The organism is Pontibacter sp. HSC-36F09, from assembly GCF_024171605.1.
In the GTDB taxonomy this organism is placed as follows: domain Bacteria; phylum Bacteroidota; class Bacteroidia; order Cytophagales; family Hymenobacteraceae; genus Pontibacter.
Window position 1 is genome coordinate 959,311 of record NZ_JALKAA010000001.1, and the last position, 19,850, is coordinate 979,160.

16 protein-coding genes and 1 tRNA gene are annotated in these 19,850 nt (G+C 52.0%); 5 read left to right on the top strand and 12 right to left on the bottom strand.

Annotation, left to right across the window (positions count from 1 at the left end):
* Positions 1 to 70: 70 nt before the first annotated feature.
* A complete protein-coding gene (locus tag L1278_RS04435) occupies positions 71 to 1,270 on the bottom strand; it encodes an acetyl-CoA C-acyltransferase (RefSeq protein WP_253401311.1) in 1,200 nt (399 codons plus the stop codon).
* 64 nt (positions 1,271 to 1,334) lie between these two features.
* Between L1278_RS04435 and L1278_RS04440 the strand changes: the two genes are divergently transcribed.
* Positions 1,335 to 1,832, top strand: coding sequence for a DUF4293 domain-containing protein (locus L1278_RS04440; protein ID WP_253401312.1), 498 nt, complete (start codon positions 1,335 to 1,337; stop codon positions 1,830 to 1,832).
* 202 nt (positions 1,833 to 2,034) lie between these two features.
* Here the strand turns inward: L1278_RS04440 and L1278_RS04445 are convergent, their stop codons facing one another.
* The 3 genes from L1278_RS04445 to L1278_RS04455 form a co-directional block, all read right to left on the bottom strand.
* Complete coding sequence (locus L1278_RS04445) at positions 2,035 to 3,363, bottom strand: PepSY domain-containing protein (RefSeq protein ID WP_253401314.1); 1,329 nt, start codon at positions 3,361 to 3,363, stop codon at positions 2,035 to 2,037.
* Between the two features lie 78 nt (positions 3,364 to 3,441).
* Positions 3,442 to 4,959 (bottom strand): SusD/RagB family nutrient-binding outer membrane lipoprotein, encoded by a 1,518-nt coding sequence (locus L1278_RS04450; protein WP_253401316.1) that lies wholly within the window; start codon positions 4,957 to 4,959, stop codon positions 3,442 to 3,444.
* 27 nt (positions 4,960 to 4,986) lie between these two features.
* On the bottom strand, positions 4,987 to 8,022 hold the full coding sequence (locus L1278_RS04455) for a SusC/RagA family TonB-linked outer membrane protein (RefSeq protein WP_253401318.1): 3,036 nt from the start codon (positions 8,020 to 8,022) through the stop codon (positions 4,987 to 4,989).
* Positions 8,023 to 8,196: 174 nt separating this feature from the next.
* On the opposite strand from L1278_RS04455, the gene L1278_RS04460 reads away from it, so the two are divergent.
* Positions 8,197 to 9,177, top strand: a complete 981-nt coding sequence (locus L1278_RS04460) for a helix-turn-helix transcriptional regulator (RefSeq protein ID WP_253401320.1) — start codon at positions 8,197 to 8,199, stop codon at positions 9,175 to 9,177.
* A 346-nt stretch (positions 9,178 to 9,523) separates the two neighbouring features.
* Here the strand turns inward: L1278_RS04460 and L1278_RS04465 are convergent, their stop codons facing one another.
* The 4 genes from L1278_RS04465 to L1278_RS04480 form a co-directional block, all read right to left on the bottom strand.
* Positions 9,524 to 10,255 (bottom strand): DUF4476 domain-containing protein, encoded by a 732-nt coding sequence (locus L1278_RS04465; protein ID WP_253401322.1) that lies wholly within the window; start codon positions 10,253 to 10,255, stop codon positions 9,524 to 9,526.
* Between the two features lie 177 nt (positions 10,256 to 10,432).
* Entirely contained in the window at positions 10,433 to 11,107 is a 675-nt protein-coding gene (locus tag L1278_RS04470) for an outer membrane beta-barrel protein (RefSeq protein WP_253401325.1), read from the bottom strand.
* A 12-nt stretch (positions 11,108 to 11,119) separates the two neighbouring features.
* The gene (locus L1278_RS04475) at positions 11,120 to 11,821 is read right to left on the bottom strand and encodes an outer membrane beta-barrel protein (RefSeq protein WP_253401327.1); all 702 of its coding nucleotides are present in this window, start codon (positions 11,819 to 11,821) and stop codon (positions 11,120 to 11,122) included.
* 175 nt (positions 11,822 to 11,996) lie between these two features.
* Entirely contained in the window at positions 11,997 to 13,166 is a 1,170-nt protein-coding gene (locus L1278_RS04480) for an AIR synthase related protein (protein ID WP_253401329.1), read from the bottom strand.
* A 223-nt stretch (positions 13,167 to 13,389) separates the two neighbouring features.
* On the opposite strand from L1278_RS04480, the gene L1278_RS04485 reads away from it, so the two are divergent.
* Complete coding sequence (locus tag L1278_RS04485; protein ID WP_253401331.1) at positions 13,390 to 13,929, top strand: outer membrane beta-barrel protein; 540 nt, start codon at positions 13,390 to 13,392, stop codon at positions 13,927 to 13,929.
* A gap of 59 nt (positions 13,930 to 13,988) precedes the next feature.
* Entirely contained in the window at positions 13,989 to 14,531 is a 543-nt protein-coding gene (locus tag L1278_RS04490) for a hypothetical protein (protein WP_253401333.1), read from the top strand.
* Positions 14,532 to 14,630: 99 nt separating this feature from the next.
* Here the strand turns inward: L1278_RS04490 and L1278_RS04495 are convergent, their stop codons facing one another.
* From L1278_RS04495 to L1278_RS04510, 4 genes are all read right to left on the bottom strand, one after another.
* On the bottom strand, positions 14,631 to 16,577 hold the full coding sequence (locus tag L1278_RS04495; RefSeq protein WP_253401335.1) for an OmpA family protein: 1,947 nt from the start codon (positions 16,575 to 16,577) through the stop codon (positions 14,631 to 14,633).
* 25 nt (positions 16,578 to 16,602) lie between these two features.
* Positions 16,603 to 17,085 (bottom strand): hypothetical protein, encoded by a 483-nt coding sequence (locus L1278_RS04500; RefSeq protein ID WP_253401337.1) that lies wholly within the window; start codon positions 17,083 to 17,085, stop codon positions 16,603 to 16,605.
* A 171-nt stretch (positions 17,086 to 17,256) separates the two neighbouring features.
* Complete coding sequence (locus L1278_RS04505; protein ID WP_253401339.1) at positions 17,257 to 18,075, bottom strand: (Fe-S)-binding protein; 819 nt, start codon at positions 18,073 to 18,075, stop codon at positions 17,257 to 17,259.
* Between the two features lie 104 nt (positions 18,076 to 18,179).
* A complete protein-coding gene (locus tag L1278_RS04510) occupies positions 18,180 to 19,553 on the bottom strand; it encodes a 4Fe-4S dicluster domain-containing protein (RefSeq protein WP_253401341.1) in 1,374 nt (457 codons plus the stop codon).
* 167 nt (positions 19,554 to 19,720) lie between these two features.
* Here L1278_RS04510 and L1278_RS04515 point away from each other — a divergent pair.
* Positions 19,721 to 19,796 (top strand) — tRNA-Phe (locus L1278_RS04515).
* The last annotated feature ends 54 nt before the right edge of the window (positions 19,797 to 19,850 follow it).

Genomic DNA, 19,850 nt, shown 5'->3' on the forward strand with positions numbered 1-19,850 from the left:
CGGTTACGGCACCAAACAAAAAAGGCCCTTCTGGAACTACAGAAGGGCCTTTTCTAATATAAAAAAATAGCTATAGTTTCTCGTAAATGATGGCTGCTCCCTGCCCCACGCCCACGCACATGGTGGCCAAGCCGTAGCGTACGTTGTCGCGACGCTTCATCTCGTGCAGCAAGGTGGCTGAGATGCGGGTACCGCTGGCGCCGAGCGGGTGACCGATGGCAATGGAGCCGCCGTTCACGTTCACGATGTCCGGGTTAATGCCCAGCTCCTGCACACAAGGTATAGCCTGCGCTGCGAAGGCTTCATTTATCTCTGCTAAGCCAATGTCGTTAATGGTGAGGCCTGCTCTTTTCAGGGCTTTCAGGGTAGCTGGTACCGGGCCCATACCCATAAAAGCGGGCTCCACCCCAGCCACTGCCGCCGACACAATGCGGGCCATCGGCTTCAGGTTGAAGCGCTTCACGATTTCCTCACTAACCACCAGCGAGGCCGCAGCACCATCGTTTATACCGGAGGCATTGCCTGCCGTTACGGTACCGCCTTTTTTGAAGGCTGCGCCCAATGTGCCCAGTTTCTCTACAGAAGAAAGGCGCGGGTGTTCGTCGGTGTCGAAGATGATCGGGTCGCCTTTTCGCTGCGGAACAGGTATAGGTATGATTTCGTCTTTGAACTTCCCGGCTTCGGCAGCGGCCTTGTACTTGAACTGCGAACTGTGGGCAAATTCGTCCTGCGCTTCACGTGAAACACCGTAGCGCTCAGCTACATTCTCGGCGGTCTCGCCCATGGTATGCGGGTAGTGCATCGACGAAAGCGTGTTGTTCACAAAGCGCCAGCCGATGGTCGTGTCATAGATTTCAGGGGTGCGGGCGAAAGGGGTTTCGGCTTTGGCCATCACGAAAGGCGCGCGCGTCATGCTCTCCACACCACCGGCCAGGTATACGGCACCGTCGCCGCAGGTAATGGCGCGGCCCGCATCGATGATGGACTGCAAACCCGAAGCGCAAAGGCGGTTTACGGTTACGCCGCCGATCTCGTGCGGAAGCCCGGCCAACAGGAGCGCCATGCGGGCCACATTGCGGTTGTCTTCGCCGGCCTGGTTGGCTGCGCCCAGCACCACATCCTCGATCAAGCTCGGGTCTACCTCCGGATTACGCGCCATTAACTCCTTCAGAATAAAGGCTGCCATGTCGTCGGGGCGCACGCTGCTGAGGGCTCCGGTAAACTTGCCAACGGGTGTTCTGACGATATCAATTATATAAGCTGTGCTCATCAATTTTTGTTTTACAGGTCTTTGTCTAATTTTGCATCTCTTTGCAAGTTAAATTAACCCCTTTATGATACAAAGAATTCAAACCGTATTTCTGGCGCTCATCGTGGTGGCAATGGTGTCCCTGTTGTTTTTGCCAATCTGGTCTAAAGTAGATGCCACTACAGGCGAAGAAGTCGTGCTGACCGCCTGGAACCTGTTTTTCCAGACAGTAAACGAACAGGGCGAAGCCGTGCAGGCAGGTGCACAGACAGGCACAAGCACGATCGCCATTGGCATACTAGCTATTGTGGCCGCAGGTGTCGCCCTGTACGAAATTTTCCAGTACAAGAGCCGCCTCAATCAAATGAAGTTCGGCCTGATTAATTCGCTGGTCTTGATCGCACTGTTTGGCACGTCATTTTACTATGCCAACTACGTAGGCAACGCGATGGCTGCCGGCAACGCAGGCAACTACGAGGCCGGCTTTTACATGCCCGTGCTGGCGCTGTTCCTCAATGCCTTGGCGAACCGCTTCATCAAAAAAGACGAGGACCTGGTTCGCTCCGTAGACAGGCTGCGCTAAGGTATAGCGCATTGCCAAATGCATAAAAAGGAAGGGCTTCTGTGATGAACAGAAGCCCTTCCTTTTTTAGTTGAGCACTGAGTGGAGAAAACCACCTTGTCATTTCGAGTGCATCGAGAAATCTGGGTTATTTCATAATTTCCTCACTATTTCAGATTTCTTGTTGCACTCGGAATGACAAAAAAAGCCTAAGCTACCACCTCTAAACCGCGGCCGATTTTCTGGCCACAGGTATAGCACCCTTCTTCGACTTCTTGCGCAGCTTGTTGATCCAGATCATCGTGCCCGTTATCGGCAGACTGGTTGCCACGAGGCAGGCGATGAAGTAGAGTATTTTGGAGAAAGTGCCATACACATTGCCCACGTGCAGCGGCTTGATAGACGAGGTTATTTGCTCGTTGAACGGCTTGTCGGCAAAGATCTCTGCCTTCAGCACCTCGCCGCTGTACTGATCAAGCTGCAGTTTGTCTGAAGCTGCCGGCGCAAAAAAGCCCACTTTGTTCTTGTTGATGGAAACAGTAGCGGCTGAGTCGGCTGGCAACGAAATACGGTAATCTCCTTTGTAAGGCAGCGCGGCATCGGCTGACTTCACATATTCTGCAATGGTAAGTGTAGCGGCCTGAGACTGGTCAGCCGGCACTTTTGACAAGAGTGGTTCTTCTTTGCGGTCTTTCTGCTGCTCTACGCCCAGCACTTTAAAGAAGCCTTCTTTATACCACTCAAACGACCAGGTGAGGCCTGTCAGTGACATTACCAGCAGCAGGAACGACGAGTAAAAACCCAGTGAGTTGTGCAGGTCGTGATTCACGCGTTTCCAGTTGCCGCTCCATTTTATTTTGAGCCCCTGTCGCCAGTTCTTCACTTTCTGCGGAATCCAGATCACCAGACCACTGATAACAATCAGCGTGAAGATGACAGTTGCCCAGCCCACAATCGGACGGCCTACTTCAGTGTCGAGCAGGAGCCAGCGGTGCAGGCGGAACATGGTCATGAAAAACTCGGAGGTCGGGCTTTCGGTTGTGCCTATTACTTCTGCAGTATAAGGGTTCACGAGGTAGTTCGTGCCACGGTCGCGACCGCCTCCTCCGCCGCCTTTGCCGCCAGGACCAGCAACCGGACCTGATTTGGCTACGGTGCCTTCTGCTCCTTTTTTGCCCTCGCCGCCTTTTTCACTACCACGGGCTTCAGCTCCTTTTCCTTCATCACCCTTGTTTGCCTTTTTCACATTCACGGTGTAGGTACGGCTGGCATCGGCAGGTATAGTGATAGAACTTACTTTACCTCCCGTCTCAGCTGCTACTTTTGCAATGATTGCTTCAGCTGCCATGGGCTCAGCCCCTGCCTCTACCTGTACGGTAAACTTCTCCGGTTCCATAAACTCCTGCACCTCGGTATTGAAGGTATAGATGGTGCCGCTCAGGCAGACCACAAACAGGATAAGGCCGCTTGCTATACCCATCCACAGGTGGAGGTCATTGAACAGCTTGCGCACCTTTTGCCAGGTTGATTTTTGTTTTGGATTCTGTTTCATGATAGAGAGATATTTAGCTAAAAACCCCTCCTTGCTGTTGCCGGCAAAGAGGGGAGGTATTGTAGGGCTATTTTCAGTTTATTCGTTCCAAAACACCCGCGAGCGGAAAGGGTCAATGGCTCCCTGTTTCGCTACTTCGTCGCTGTTGGTATATACCTCCGACTGGCGGTAAGTCAATCTTCGTGGCCTGAAATCCGGGTCGGCCGACGGGCTCTGCAGCGACTGTGGCAACCTGCTCAGGTAGCCCAATCTCCTGAAGTCATTCCAGACCTCGATGCTGCTGATGCTATTAAGCGCCAGCCATTTCTGCCCGATGATGCGCTCAATTTTGTTCGGAGCGAGTGCAAAGTTAACAGATGGCTGAAGATTGTACAGCGCAAATTCTCCTGCCGGCACGTTCATGTACTTGAAGGATTCTTTGATAGCCTCCTCATAAAGTTGCTCTGCTCCGCTCAGCCAGCCTCTTTCGGCTGCCTCGGCCTGCAAAAACAAGCTCTCGAAAGAAGACAGTAACACGGATGGTTGTTGCGCGCTTTTCAACAGGCCTGCCGGTTGGTTGCCGTTCTCGTTCGGTCCCAGCAAAGCCGATGTTTTTGCCATGGTAAAGTCGGCACTGGTTGCGCCGAGTGGTACGCCCACGTAGTCACCATTCACGCTGCGGTAGAGTTTCGGCAGGCGCGGGTCGTTGCGCTCTTTGTACTGCTGCACCAGGTATGCCGTAGGGCGCAGGGTGTTGTAGCCTGTGGTAAGGGCACCGGCCTGGTTGCGGTAGTAGGTGTCCCAGAAAGGATTTTGCAGACCGGCAGTAATCTGGTAGCCCGGATTCACCAGGGCACTCTCGCCGGCACCCAGAAAACCGCTTCCCTCCTGCTTAATCTTAGCCAGTTCATCGTTGATGTAGCCTGCTCTTCCGGCTTCAGACTGGCGAAGCAAAGCTCTCAGCTTAATGGTATTGGCGAACTTAATCCAGAGTGTCAGGTTACCTTTGAAAATCACATCGTCGGTCACTGGCTTTTTAGACAAGGCGGGAGCTGCTTTGATGTCCTCTATACCTGCTGTGATCAGGTTGATAGCACCGTCATACACCACCTGTCCGTCTTCGTACTTGGGCGTTACGTTTTTGCTGCCCTGCAGCGCATCCGAGAAAGGCACGTTGTTGTAGAGGTCCACAAGCCGCATAAAGTGCCAGCCCTGCATGATCTTCGCTATACCTACATAGGCCAGGTCGCCGGTGGCAGCGGCACTGTTTTCGATGTCTTTGTAGTTCACCAGCGTGGTATAGCTGTCTTCCCAGATCGGGCGGCCATCGCGGTCAAACGACATGGCCTCCACGCCGTAGGTTTCCTCCAATCTAAACAGCGAGGTGTTCACCGGCCCGTCGGTGGCTTTGGCCCAGTAACCTACCCACACAGCACCCAGTTGGTTCAGGGTACCGGTTTCCAGGTTTACGGTCTTGACAAGGGCGGTCGGTAATTTTTGCTCCACCGGCACATCGGTCGGCGCATTAGGGTTCACGTTTGTATCCAGAAAGCTGTCGCAGGCGGTAAAAGCCGTGCCGGCCAGTGCTATCAGAATAAAGGATAATAACTTTTTCATATCACGAAGTATGCAGAATGATCTTATTTAGAATGCCACATTTACATTGAAACCAAACGAGCGGGTCGGCGGCAGGTGTCTCCAGCTCATGTAGCCCTCGCTGCTTCCGCCGGCGTACACAAATTCCGGGTCGTTGTAGATGTTGTCTTTTACCCATATAGAGAACAGGTTGCGGCCTACAAAACCGATGGTCGCTTCTTTCACCAGGTTCTGACCATCCAGCCAGCCCATTGGCAAGGTATAGCTGAGGCTCAGCTCACGCATTTTAAAGAAGTCGGCGCTCACTGCGTAGTTCGACTGCACCGGAGCTACAAAATTTGCCCAGTAGTTGCGGTCGCCTTTGGTCTGTATCTCGGTGTTTGGCGTGAACACGCCCGGAGAAGTTTCAATGACAGAGTTAGGTATAACAAACGCCTCGCGGCCATACTGTGTGGTAAGCGGGCTCGTGCCGTCAGAAATCATGCGGGCAGCTGCCTCGGTGTATACCACCGCTCCCATTCTCCAATCGAATTGCGCACCTAACTGAAAGCCCTTGTACTGCACCGAAGTGTTGAGGCCTAACTGGTACGGCGGTGTGCCGGTGCCGCCATAGTATAGCTCCGAGGTGCTCGCCGGATTGCCGGTAGCCGGGTCCACGATCACTCTTCCCTGCGGGTCGCGTCTGTAGTCGGTGAACAGGTAGCTGTTATATGGCTTGCCCACGATCAGGTAGTTCTGGCGGAAGTGGAACAGCTGGTCGATGCCGCCGTAGATTTCCTCTACCTCGCTTCTGATGTGCGTGAGGTTGGCGCCCACATTCCATACCAGGTCACCGCGCTGGATCACGTCGCCGTTAATGTTCAGTTCGATGATCTTGTTGCTCGCCTTGAAGGCATTCACCCAGGCAGAAGTAAAGCCGGATCCTGCGGAAATATCAGCCAGAATGGTACCGTCTGTTGTTTTGGCGTCCACGTAGGCGGCCTCCAGGTTCAGGCGGTTCTGGAAAAAGCTCAGCTGCGTGCCCACTTCAAGCGAAGTCACAAACTCAGGCTTCAGATTCGGGTTGGCATCGGAAGTACCCAGGCTAAAACCAGGCAGGTTTGCGTATGGGAAACCGTCGGTCTGGCTATACACGTTCTGCAACTGGTAAGGGTCCACTACTACGTTGCCGGTCTTGTTGTAAGAGGCGTATACCTTGCCGTAAGAAAGCATGCTGTTGTTTTGGAGCGCAGGTATAGCATCGCTGAAAACAAACGACGAACTCACGCCCGGGTAAAAGTAACTGCGGTTTTCAGGACTCAGCACCGACACGGATTCCTGGCGACCGGTAAAGGTCAGGAACAGGTAATTGTTGTAGCCGGCAGTAAACTCTCCAAAACCTGCCACCTGTCTTCTCTGGCTGATGCCGGACTTGCCACCCAACTGCCCCAAACGGTTGTCCTGGTTAAACAGGCCAGGCACAACCAGCGCCGAGGCGCTCAGGTTCGTTATCTTGCTGTCGTCGGTGCGCAGGTTGTTGCCCAACAGCAATCGGGTGCTGAACTTGCCGAAGTCCTTGTGCAGGTCGAGGATGAAATCGCTGTTGATTCTTCGGAACTTATTGGTAGCATCGTTTACGCTGCCCGGTATGTTGGTACGGCCTGGCGTGGTATAAGTAAATTTACCTACCGTGGTGCGGGTGTCGGTGTTGCGGCTGTAAAGGCCAAGCCGGTAAATGGCACTGATCCAGGGAGCAATCTCGTAGTTGAGCTCAATGTTTCCAGTCAGGGTCTGCTGCTCGTTTACCGTGCGCTGGTTGTCGGCGTTGAAGTATGGATTCGGCTGATTCGTGCTGAACCAGTAGTTCGGGTTGGCGTGCAGCGTATTTTCCCAGTCTTTCAGGTCGGCAAAAGGCAAGCTGACCGGCAGACGGTATACCGTAGACCAGGGCTCGCTTTGCGTTACGTCGCTTTTATTGAACACATAATTAACGTTGTAGCTCGTGCTAAGCTTGCCAAAGGAACGGGAGCCGTTAAAGCGGGCACCTGAGCGTCTGTTTTTGTCGCCTTCGATGATACCTTTGGTGAGTACATCCTGCAGTGAGAAATAGTACGTTGACTTCTCATCGCCCCCCGAAAAGTTCAGGTCGTTTTGAGTGGTGAAGCCCGTGTTGAAGAACGCTTTTCTACCGTCCGGGTGGGCGCTGTATGGTAGTTGCCATTGGCTACCGTCTGGCAGTACGGGCCCTACAGGGCGCAGCTCCCCGTCGAAACGCGAACCCCAGGACTGATACTGCAGCGGGTCGTATACGCCGTTCAGGCCCTGCCCGAATTCTGTCTGCTGTTCCGGCAGGCGCGAGATTTTATCAAAAGTAGTCGTGTTCGTGAAGTTGATTCGCTGTGCTCCTGCGCTTCCTTTTTTGGTCGTGATCATCAGCACACCATTTACCCCGTCAGAGCCGTATACAGCTGCTGCGTTAGCGCCCTTCAGCACGTTGATGCTTTCGATGTCGTTCGGGTTGAGGCGGTTAATGTCAGGTATAGGTACACCGTCCACCACGTAAAGCGGAGCGTTGTTGCCGGTGTGGGAGCGGATGCCGCGCAGGTTTACCTGCACATCCGGATCTACTTTGCTGTCGAACATGTTGATGCGCAGTCCCGAAACTTTGCTGGCCAGTCCGAGAATAGGATTCACTACTTTACCCTGGTTCAGTTCGGCGGTGTTGAGTTGGGCACTGGCTGTACCCAGTTCGCGGGCGGGCCGCTTAATGCCGAGTGCGCCTGTTACGACCACTTCGGATAGCTGTGTGTTGCCGGGCTGAAGCTCTACTTGCAGCGAATTTGTAGTTCCGTTTACCGGCACTTCCTGAGATGCATAACCAATGTAGGAGAAAACGAGCACCTCCCCCTCTTTGGCACGAATCTGAAAAGCTCCGTCCGGGTTTGTGGTGGTTCCGTTGTTTGACTCTTTCACTCTAACCGTAACGCCTGGCAGTGCTGTGCCGGTCGCCTGTTCTGTTACCTGCCCCGAAACGGCCAGGTCCTGTGCCGAAGCTCCGAGCACCATGAGCATGAGCAAAGCCGACGCCAGTAAATGTCTGAACATATCTTATTTATAAGGTATAGTTTTGATTTCCGGGCAATGCTAAGAGAAGAATTGCCTTTTTCTGTTGCTCGCTATTTAGATATAGTCTAAATAAACGTAACTTGCACAAAAGTAGACCTTACAAATCTATTTGGGTAACAGGTAAGGGAATTCTTTTATCAAATGAGGGAAAAGATGAAGCAAGAAGTGAGCGGACCGGTAAACGGTGACCGAAAGGGCACCCCTGAGCAATCAGTCGGGCAACAGCGCCCTACTTTCTGCGCCTGCCAGGGCCAAAACGCGCGCGCGAATGCCGAAGCCAACATGCGCTTTCCTTCCGGCGAGATCCACTTCAGCCATACGGCCATCAGTTTAGTTAATAAGAAAGTGGTGGGCTGCTTTAACAGCGAGGACTTTGCCCAGTTGTACTTTTCGATGCGTGGCAAGAGCGCTTTTAGAGTGGGTGACAATTCGAAGCCCTTCGCCAGTTTTGATGCCCAACAGCACAACCTGCTTTTCTTCTCCGACGAGCAGGCGCAGCAAGAAATAAAGCCCGATCCGCAGGTGGAAATGATGACGGTCTACATCCCCTCTGACTTTCTGCTGCACTATTTACCCGAAACAGGCAGTCCCTTTCTGGAAATGCGGGAACAAATCCTGGCCGGAAAGCCTGCCCGACTCAGGAAAGGCAACCTGCCCATCACGCCAAAGATTACAGTGGTGCTGCACGAGTTGCTCAACTGCACGTACACAGGCTACTGCAAGCGCATGTTTGTGCAGGCGAAGGTTATCGAGCTACTGATGCTTCAGTTTGAACAGTGCGAACAGAACGAAGCGCCGGTCGCGAACGGGCTGAAGCAAACGGATATCGAGAAGATGCTGCACGCCCGTGACCTGATTCTCCAAAACATGGAGTGTCCCTGCTCGCTGATCGATCTGGCCCACATGGTCGGCACGAACGAATATTACCTCAAAAAGCACTTCAAGCAGGTGTTTGGCACCACAGTGTTTGGCTACCTAAACAGCTACCGCATGGAACAGGCCCGCAAAATGCTGCTCGAAGGCGACCAGAAAGTAGGTGATATTGCCAGCGCCCTGGGCTTTAAGTACGCCGCCCACTTCACAGCTGCTTTCAAAAAGCACTTCGGCTACCTGCCCCAGAAGATTAAATCGTAAGCTCGCTCCGCGTCTCAGGTATAGGAGAGTCTCTTCCGGACAAAGGAAATTTTGACAAAGGACAAAAGACTTGTAGGTATAGGGCTCTTTTTCCTGCCGCTCAAGTTGGTCATGCCACCGCTATCATGCATTAAGCAACGTAATGCCCACGACGCTTCAGCAGTAAACAGGTAATGCGAACTCAGGTCCTTTAAGACACTAAAAAGACGCAATTTACACTGAGTCTTTTTAGTCCTTTGTCAAAAACTCCTACGTCAAAATTTTACCCTTCCTCTTAAATAAAAAAGAGCAACAGGATTTTATACCTGTTGCTCCCCTGAATGTTTTCGGTTGACCTTGCTATACCTTAGCGTCTGCGGCTGGTATACTGCTCCAATTCCCGCACGTGATGGTCTGACTGGAAGACGTCGTAGATATAGTAGAAGCGCTCTTTGTCGCACACATTGTCGTAGGCAAACTTGGCAAACTCGAGTCGCGTGCTTTCAAACTCAAAGGCTAACAGCACGTTGCGCAGGTCCTCTGACAGGATGCTGCTATTACGCACCGCTTCGCGGGCAACAGTGAGGCGGGTGCTCTCGAAGTCACGGCCTTTCATAGCGTCGATCAGGCGTTCCACATCGTAGCGTTCCAAGAGGTTGCGGCAACCGTTGGCGGGTTCTTCGTAGCGGGGAGGTACAGGCTCGTAGCGTGGCGGAGCGGGCTCATACCGGTCGGGGTAGCGCGGCGGCACGACCACTACCGGCGGCGGACCCAGTGGTATTTCGCTGATCACGCGCAGACTAACCTTTCGGCCAGATACCCGCACAGCATAGTTTGTTTCAAAACCGGCGCGGGCCAGCACATTTATACCTGTCCTGTAAATACCATGGCGGCCCCTGATCCGAAACTCGACATAATGGTTGCCGGGCCGCAGATGCGTGATGCGCACAAAGTTGGAAGCCGAACGGTTGATCAGGCGCCCATCCAGCGCCATCTGGAAGGGCTCGCCCCTGTGGGTGGTAAAGGTAACGACAGTGGGTTGTGCGAAAGCCGACAGCGCCAGCAGCACAAACAAGAACGGGAGTAGAAGCTTTTTCATGGCTGTATAGGTTTTAGCGTATACTTCAGCCAAGCCAATTATTGTGCCAGTTTGTGGAACTAAAGTGCAGTGGGGTTTGTCTGCGGGGATTTTTGGTTTGCAGGTATAGGTATAAGAAAAAACCACAGGTATAGGGGCTGTGGTTTTTGGGTTTAGTCAATCTAAAGCTACGCTAGATCATAGTTTATAATTCATTCCCAGCTCAAAAGATTTGGTGATACTCCTCAAACCGTACCCCTGGTCCCAATCATAATGTGAAGAATTCATCCCGGACAGGTTCTTCTTGTAAAAGAAGTAAGACATGTTTCCGTAGAGCCTGTTACTGATCTGGTAGTTAAAACCCGCTCCTGCCATGGCAAATACATTAAGTCCATCGTCCTTTACAGTATATGAGACGGGTCCATTTGTTCCATTATGAGTAGTCTGCAAGCTTGTAAAGCCATAGGCCGGCACAAGCGAGACAGTACCGTAGACCGGCAGCTTCCTGTACAGGTTAAGGAAGGTATGGTAGAAGGCAAGCGAGCTTGCGATGGCAAAAGTTTTCGAGTCACGTTTGTATTCTACATTCTGTATTTGCTCCGTCAGCCTATCCCTGTCTCCCCCAAACCTAAGCCCTACCCGCACACTCGCTCTATCGGATAATTGGTAGCCCATATTTAAAGAAATGGGCGTAAAATAACCCGATCGGACAGCCCCTCGGGTTTTACCTTCTTTATAGTAGATGTGGTAGGATACTGTTTGCAGGTTAAGCCCTAAAGTGAATTTTCCCTTCTCGATGTAAGAGGTCTCTTGCTGAGCAAAAACTGAAAAACAGAATAGCAGAGGCAGTAGAAGAGTGAAGTATGTTTTCATAATTACAGTTGATTACTGTTCCAGACCAAGCTTATAATTCAGACCTATACCTACTGACTTATAGAAATGCAGAAGCCCAGTAAATCCCTGGTCCCAGTCATGAAAGAATGAGTTCCTGCCAGTCAGATTATGCTTCAGAGCGTGGTACTCTACCTGTCCGTAAAGGCGTTGGCTAATTTTATAGTTAATTCCGATGCCTGCCGTCACGAATGTGTTTACTCCTCTTTCTGTTACCTTAGATACCTGAGCTGTGGCTCCGTTATCTGACTGAGCATATTCGGTCTGCGATATACCGTACGCAGGCATCAGCGTACCGGCAGCATACACCGGAAACCCCCTAAAAGCCTTGAACATAACATGTTGCAGCGTTATTGGCATTGCGATAACATTTGTGCGAGAAGAGGCTGTATGAATCACTTTATTGTCAGGCGTCCAGCTGAATTTTTCTGAACTGCCACCATAAGCAAGGCCCGCCTGCACCCGCATGTTCCTGCCGAAATTGTAGCCCAGGTATAAAGAAAGCGGCGCAAAGTAGCCAGAGCTGATTATATCCTGAGCTTTGGAATCTTTATAATAGATATGATGCGATACAGTGCTAAAGCTTATACCTGCGTAGAGTTTGTCATACCTGACTCTTGTTGTATCCTCTTTACTGGCTAAGGCAAAGAAAGGGGTTAGCAAGAAAATGCACAGAAGGGTAAGGTTTGTTTTCATATAGGTATAGAGCAAGAATCACACTCTTAATATATAACTATATTATGAAAGAATTATAATATGTATAAATTTTATTCTAAAACATCAGAAGATAAATTGAACGTAACTCTTCCCTAAAAACAAAAAAACCACAGGTGCTATACCTGTGGTTTTCCTTTAGGGCTTATCTAAACTTTTACCCTTCGTAATAAAACTCCCCCTTATCAGTCTTAATTGTGAGTTCGTTGCGTTCGCTGGCTTCTACACGGCCAACAATCTGCGCATCTACATTGAATGACTTGGAGATATCGATCAAGCTTTGAGCGTGTTGCTCGGGCAGGTATATCTCCAGGCGGTGGCCCATGTTGAAGACTTTGTACATTTCTTTCCAGTCCGTGTGGCTCTGCTCCTGGATGATGCGGAACAGGGGCGGTACCGGGAAGAGGTTGTCTTTGATGATGTGTACTTTCTCGGTGAAGTGCAACACTTTGGTCTGGGCGCCGCCGCTGCAGTGCACCATGCCGTGTATGTGCGGACGGTGCTGCTCCAGGATAGCTTTCACGATAGGCGCATACGTACGCGTTGGCGAAAGCACCAGTTTGCCTACTTCTATACCTGTCTCGGGCTCCACATCGGTCACGCGGTAGTTCCCTGCGTACACCAGGTCCTTCGGCAATTCTGGATCATAACTCTCCGGGTAAGAGGCCGACAGGTATGAGTGAAATACATCGTGGCGGGCGGAGGTGAGGCCATTGCTGCCCATGCCGCCGTTGTACTCGTCTTCGTAAGTAGCCTGCCCATAGGAGGCAAAGCCTACGATCACGTCGCCAGGCTGTATCTTGTCATTCGAGATCACTTCGTCGCGGCGCATGCGGGCCGTCACGGTACTGTCCACGATGATGGTGCGCACCAGGTCGCCCACGTCGGCTGTTTCGCCGCCTGTGCTGTAAATGCCGATGCCGTTGTCGCGGAGCATCTGCAGCACCTCCTCGGTGCCGTTGATGATGGCGGCAATCACCTCACCCGAAATCAGGTGCTTGTTGCGGCCGATGGTAGAAGAAAGCAGGATGTTATCCATAGCGCCCACGCACAGCAGGTCATCGGTGTTCATCACCACGGCGTCCTGCGCTATACCTTTCCACACGCTCAGGTCGCCTGTTTCTTTCCAGTACATGTAGGCCAGGGCCGACTTGGTGCCTGCGCCGTCGGCATGCATGAGGACGCAATGCTCGGGGTCGCCGGTGAGGATGTCCGGGATGATCTTGCAGAATGCTTTCGGGAAAAGTCCTTTGTCGATGTTCTTGATGGCGTTGTGCACGTCTTCCTTTGAGGCGGACACGCCACGCCGGAGGTATCTATTTTCCATAGTGCTGGTCTTACTTGCTTTACAAATTTAAGAAAGGCCTTTGTATATACGGCAAAAAGAAATGCTTTTAAAAAGCTGTGGTGGCAATTATTGGTCGAGCCAGCGTTTTACAGAGCCAAATCCGGCAGGTATAAAGTAGAGCGTTCCAAAAAAAGCAGCTCATATACCTTGCAACCTTCCTGTAATATATTGACTCCTCTATATAAACAAACTTAAATAAAATATGAAAAAGAAACTGTTGATTTCATGCTTCAGCATGCTCGTATTTATATCGGCACAAGCACAGGATTCGCTGCAGGTAAAGCCGCAGGTGTCGGCACCCTATAAACTGGCAGTTGGACTTCGCTACTCAACGGGCGGCCCAATGGGCGTGGACCTGGGTGTATCAGCCAAGTATTTTATAGGCCGGGAGTCAGCGTTGGAGGCACATACTGCCCTAAGCCCTGCTGCCCGCTTTCACCTAACCTCCCTGAGTTATATCTGGCAGCCCAAGTTGCTGACTTCGGAGCGCTTTAGACCTTATGCAGGTATAGGCGCTGGTTTGTTAACAGTCCGTGACGGGTTCTCAAACGATGACGCAAAGTATACCAGGGCTGTGGCTGTAGCAACCTTTGGTGTAGAGTATAAATTTAAGAAAGTTCCAATCGCTATATCGTTGGACTACCGGTCAACTTTCATCCGCTTCGGACCAGCTGTGCCGGCCTATTATAATCTCAATAATACAAGCAATATCGGTCTTGGCGTAAAGTACACCTTCCGCTAGCTATACCTGCCTCCGGTTCCAGTTCCAACTCAAATAGCTTAAAAACTAAATCTACACCTATGATCAAGAAAACATTGCTTACTCTATTCGGTGCTTGTACCTTCCTGGCTGTGCATGCGCAGGATTTGCCTGATACAAAGCTACAAGCTTCAGCACCTTACAAGGTGGCTGTCGGACTCCGCTACACAGTAGGAGGCGCGGGCTACACAGATCTCGGTCTAACGGCCAAGTACTTCATCACGGACCAAACAGCCTTCGAGGTCTATACAAAGCTCCCTTTCTACTCGCGTGACTACCTGGCTTCCCTGAGTTACATCTGGCAACCGAAACTGGCTTTCTCGGAACGCTTTCGGCCTTATGTAGGCGCAGGCGCGGGAATACTGCGCCATACAAATTCACCGCTTGAACATGAGGGCGAACCCCGTATAAGCCCAATCGCTTTCGGAATGGTAGGTATAGAATACCAATTCAAAAAGCTGCCAATGGCCCTCTCGCTGGATTATCGCACACCACTGCTCAGCAGTGGGACCTATGCCCCAAGTCACAGACATATTTGTCGGGTAAGTAGTCTTAGTGTAGGCTTAAAGTATACTTTGCATTAAGGTATAGCACAGGTATAGAAACAGCATCGGCGGCTACAGTGCAAGACTATAGCCGCCGATTTTTATTTGCTGCAGGTATAGCGCTATACCTTATACCTATTATTCCTGTATGCGCACGACCTTAAATTCGGTGCGGCGGTTGCGTTGGTGCTCGTCTTCGGTCTTGGCGTTGCGCACCACCGGGCGGCTCTCGCCATAACCTTTGGCTGTGATGCGCGACTTATCAATCTCTTTGGAGATGATGTAGTTCACGGCGGACTGGGCACGACGCTGCGACAGGTCCTGGTTGTAAATATCTACACCACGGGAGTCGGTGTGCGAGCTCAGCTCGATGGAGATGCGCGGATTATCTACCAGTATCTGCACCAGTTTATCGAGTTCTTCAGCTGCGTCCGGTCGGATGTCGGCTTTGTCAAAGTCGTAGAAAATGTTCTCGAGTACTATCGCCTTCTCTTTCACGATCTCAGTCAGCAAGAGGTCAGCAGTCAGGCGCACTTCGTTCACTTCGTTTGGCAACTGGTTCTGCGGTGGCATCTTGCCTACGGTGGTTACGCGCTGGCGGGCAGCGAAGAAGCCGGGTTTCTCTGCCAGCAAAGAGTAAGCCGTTGCGCTGTCGAGCGGGAAGCTGAACTTACCCTCGGCATCAGCTATGGTTTCGGCAATTTTCTGTCCCTTGCTGTCCTGCAGCACCACCGCTGTGTTCGGTACCGCCGTCTGCTGCTTGTCTTTGTCGCGGCGCTGGTATACCGTACCGTCTACAAAGAAATTCACCTGTTTGCGTGCTGATTTGGCAATAGCATAAATGTCGTCGCCCCCTTTGCCACCTTCGCGGTTAGAGGAAATATAGCCAGTAAGAGCATCCTGGAAAAAGATACCGAAATCGTCGCCGCTGGAGTTAACAGGCACGCCCATGTTAACAGGTTTACCCTCTTCTACCTTGAAGACATCGAGCCCGCCCAGCCCTGGCAGACCGTCAGAAGCAATGTAAATCGTTCCGTCCGGGCCTATATACACATAGCTCTCGTTGCCCGGCGTGTTAATCGTCGGACCCATATTTTCAGGCGCAGAGAAGCGGCCGTTGTCGTCGATGGTGGTTTTGTAAATGTCGTTGCCTCCCAGTCCCCCTTTGCGATCGGAGGAGAAGTAGAGCGTTCTGCCATCAGGGGCGAAAGCCGGAGAAGAATCCCAGGCGCGCGGGTCGCTGACGCTAATCAGTTTGGGCTCCGTCCAGGCGTTGGAGCGATAGAACGAGATGAACAGGTCTACATTGCGGCGGCCTTTCTTGGTGCCTTCGTTGCCACGCGCAAACACCATGGTGTTGCCCTCGTCGGCAAAGGTAGCCAGGGCATCGTGCAGGTCTTCGGTGTTTACGCCTTCCAGCTTGCGCACGGCTGCCCCCATGTTAGCCGAGTCGCCCAATGTAGTGGCGTATAGGTTTAGGAAGCCTTCGCCGTTGCCCAGATACGTTTTGCCCGGTCCGCGAGAGGATGAGAAAACCAGCTCGTTGCCACGTACAAAAGGTGCAAAGTCAGAGCCTTCTGTATTCAGTGCTTCCAGGTTATAAATTTCAAAACCTGTGTTCTTTTTTAGGATGCCGCTCAACTGGCTCAGCGTTTCGACTTCGCGCAAGGCCAGTGTTTTGAGCTCTGGCTTGCTGCCGATGCGGGCGTAATCCTGCATCTGGCCCAAAGCAGCTTCATACTTGCCATTGGCTTTCAGTGCCATACCATAATAGAAGAAGCCCTCCTCCTTGGGGTAGTTGTTGTCGAGCGCGGCTTTGTAGTAGGTTTCTGCCTCCGCCAGACGGTTAGACAGGCGGTATGACTCGGCAATGCGGTAGTTGATCTCGCCGGTGTTCTTAGCCCCTTTCAGCGCCTGCTTATAGTACTCGATGGCCCGCTCATACTGCTCTTCTTCGAAGCGCTTCTCGGCCTTGCTCAGGTACATGCCCGCGCCACAGGAGCTGAGCACCACGGCCAGCAGCAGAATGGCTGCTGTAAACTTCAGGTAATGGGCCACTGACTTGGTCGATAGCGTCTGCTGCATGGGGGTAGTTTTTGAATTAGCGGATCTAAAAATACCTGGAGAGCCAGCTTTGCTGCGCCGGCCGTGGCCAGGCATCCTGCAGCTCTCCGTAATTATTTACCAATGTATCAAAATATAAGGTCTGTCCGTCAATCTCGCCGGCGGCCACTTTGTTTTTCAGCTCGTTCATACCCACCACCTGCATTTGGCCGTCTTTCAGGAAAGCCAGTCGGGTACGGTCGAAGAACGAAATACCAAAGCGCTGCTCCAGTTCCCGCACAAAACTCACGGAAGAGTCGATGGAACATCCACTGGCAGAGGTAACGGCTTCGTTGTTAGCCAGCACCAGAAAACGATCGTGCAATAAACTGGCCGACGCCTGTAGCCCCGCACCATGACTGCTCCAGTCAGTAGCAAAACGCTCCAGCATTGGCTTTATTTCTTCCTGCTCTTCCGCCGTCAGCGCCCTGTCAGCCTGGTAGATCCAGAGCCGGGCATGCGGTGGCAGTTGGTCAAAAGGAATGTACATTTTTTATTGTTGATTATTGATTGTTGATTGATTTCTTAAAGGGTAGTCGGCTGGTGATGTAAACTCCGCAAAAGCTATACCTGTTCTCACCTGATTATCTGGTAAAACAGCTATACCCGAACTAGTCCGGGAGTAAAACAACAATCAGCAATTATCAATCAACAATCAGGATTACTTACTCAAACCTTCCGCTTGTGCGATCAGCTCGGCAATGTCAAAAACTTTTACGCTTTCTTCCTGTTCCTTGTTTTTCACACCGTCGCTCATCATCACCATACAGAATGGGCAGGCAGTCGCGATCACACCATCGCCTGTACCAAGAGTGGCCAGGGCTTCTTCCGTACGCTCGATGTTGATGTCTTTGTTGCCCGGCTCCGGCTCTTTGAACATCTGGGCACCACCGGCACCGCAGCAAAGTCCGTTGGCACGGCTGCGCTTCATCTCCACCAGGTCGGCATCCAGAGCGGCCAGCACATCGCGCGGCGCTTCGTAAATGTCGTTGGCACGGCCCAGGTAGCACGAGTCGTGGAAGGTGATGCGCTTGCCTTTGAAAGCCTCGCCACCCTGTACCTTCACTTTACCTTCGTTGATGAGTTGCTGCAGGAACGTGGAGTGGTGAATTACTTCGTAGTTGCCACCCAGGTCCGGGTATTCGTTTTTGATGGTGTTGAAGCAGTGCGGACAGGCCGTAACGATCTTCTTTATATTGTAGGCGTTGAGCACCTCGATGTTGGTGATGGCCTGCATCTGGAACAGGAACTCGTTGCCGGCACGCTTGGCGGGCTCGCCGGTGCAGCTTTCTTCAGTGCCCAACACGGCATACTTCACGCCTACGTGCTCTAAAATCTGCACGAAGGCGCGCGTTACACGTTTGTAGCGGTCGTCGAACGAACCGGCACAGCCAACCCAGAACAGCACTTCCGGCTCTTCGCCGTTCGCAGCCATTTCCGCCATGGTTGGCACTTTCACTAATCTTTTATTTTCTTCCATCTGTGTATTTGAAAAGGACGAGGGACTGCTTGACGAAAGACAAAGGACTCTATTTTAATCCTGTGTTTTAAAGTCTTTTGTCCTTTGTCTAAAAATTCTTTTGTCTAATTTTTTGAAGGCACATACAACTCTTCAGCCCAGTTGAAGCGGTCTGAAGACGGGAAGGCCCACGGCGCGCCGTTGTTTTCGATGTTGGTGAACATGGCGTTGAGCGAGGCCGGAGCCGCCGACTCTTCCAGCACCAGGTAGCGGCGCAGGTCCATGATCGTGGACAGCTGGTCGATGTTCACCGGGCAGGACTCCACACAGGCGTTGCAGGTGGTGCAGGCCCACAGCTCTTCCGGCGTGATGTAGCCGCGCAGCAATGTCTTTTCATCCGTGGTCTTCACGCGCTCCACGCCCAGTTCCTTGTAGTGATTCGGGGCAAAGATGGCCGGATGCTCACCCTTCTCTTCCATGCGGTCGCGGGTGTCCATCACGATCTTGCGTGGCGACAGGAGCTTGCCTGTTATGTTGGCCGGGCACACTGAGGTACAGCGACCACACTCGGTGCAGGTATAGGAATCCATCAGCTGTTTCCAGGTCAGGTCTTCCACGTCCTTGGCACCGAAGCGCTGCACGATCGGGTTGCCTTCAGCGTCCATTTCCGGCGCCGGCGGCTGGTAGCTTGGGTCCAGCATGGCTTTGATCTCGTGCGTGATAGCCGGATTGGTGGTAAACTTACCCTTCGGCCACAACTTGGAGAAGTACACGTTCGGGAAAGCCATAATGATGTGGAAGTGCTTGGAGCTCGGCAGGTAGTTCATAAAGGCCAGGATACCGATGATGTGGATCCACCAGCCAACGCTTGCGATGGTCGCCAGCGTGCCGGCGTCGTTGCCAAAAATATTTACAAATGAGCTGCTCACCGGAAAGGTGCCTGGCAAGGTATGGTTGTTGAGCGCAGCCAGTTTTAGGTCGGCTATGTTGAATGCAAAAAGGGCAAACATCAGCACGATTTCCGTGATCAGAATCACGTTGGCATCCATTTTAGGCCAGGCGCGCATCTCCACGCCGGTTGCCAGGCGCGGCACTTTGGTCACGTTGCGACGCCACAGGAAGATGACGCAGGCAACAATCACAAGGGCAGCCAGAATCTCGTTCACGGCCATCAGCCCATCGTAGAACGGGCCCAGGAAACCGAGCACCCGGTGCGTGCCGAAGATCCCGTCGATCATGATCTCAAGCACCTCGATGTTGATCACCAGAAAGCCCACATACACAAAAAGGTGCAGCACGGCCGGCAGCATGCGCTTAAACATCTTCTGCTGCCCAAAAGCCACCAGCAGGGTTTTGTTGATGCGCTCCGACGGATTATCGCTCCGGTCGACGTCACGGCCTATCAGAATGTTCTTGCGAATCTTGCGAATCTGCCACACAAACAGGCCGATACCCAGGGCAGCTACTATCAGGAAGATAATGTTCTCGAGTTGAATCACGGTGAATTATTCGTTATACATACCAATTCGTAGATAAAGATAGCAGAATAGTGAGAATAAACGTATACGGAGGCCTTTTTTTAAAATATTTTTGCCTGAAAGTTTGCGTCTTCGAATTTGGTTACTACTTTTGCATACTCTTTCGAAAGAGGGAGTACAACAGAGCTGGTGATGTAGCTCAGTTGGTAGAGCAAAGGACTGAAAATCCTTGTGTCGTTGGTTCGATTCCAATCATCACCACCAGCTTAAACCCTTACCTATACAGGTAAGGGTTTTTTGTTTTATACCCTTCTCGCG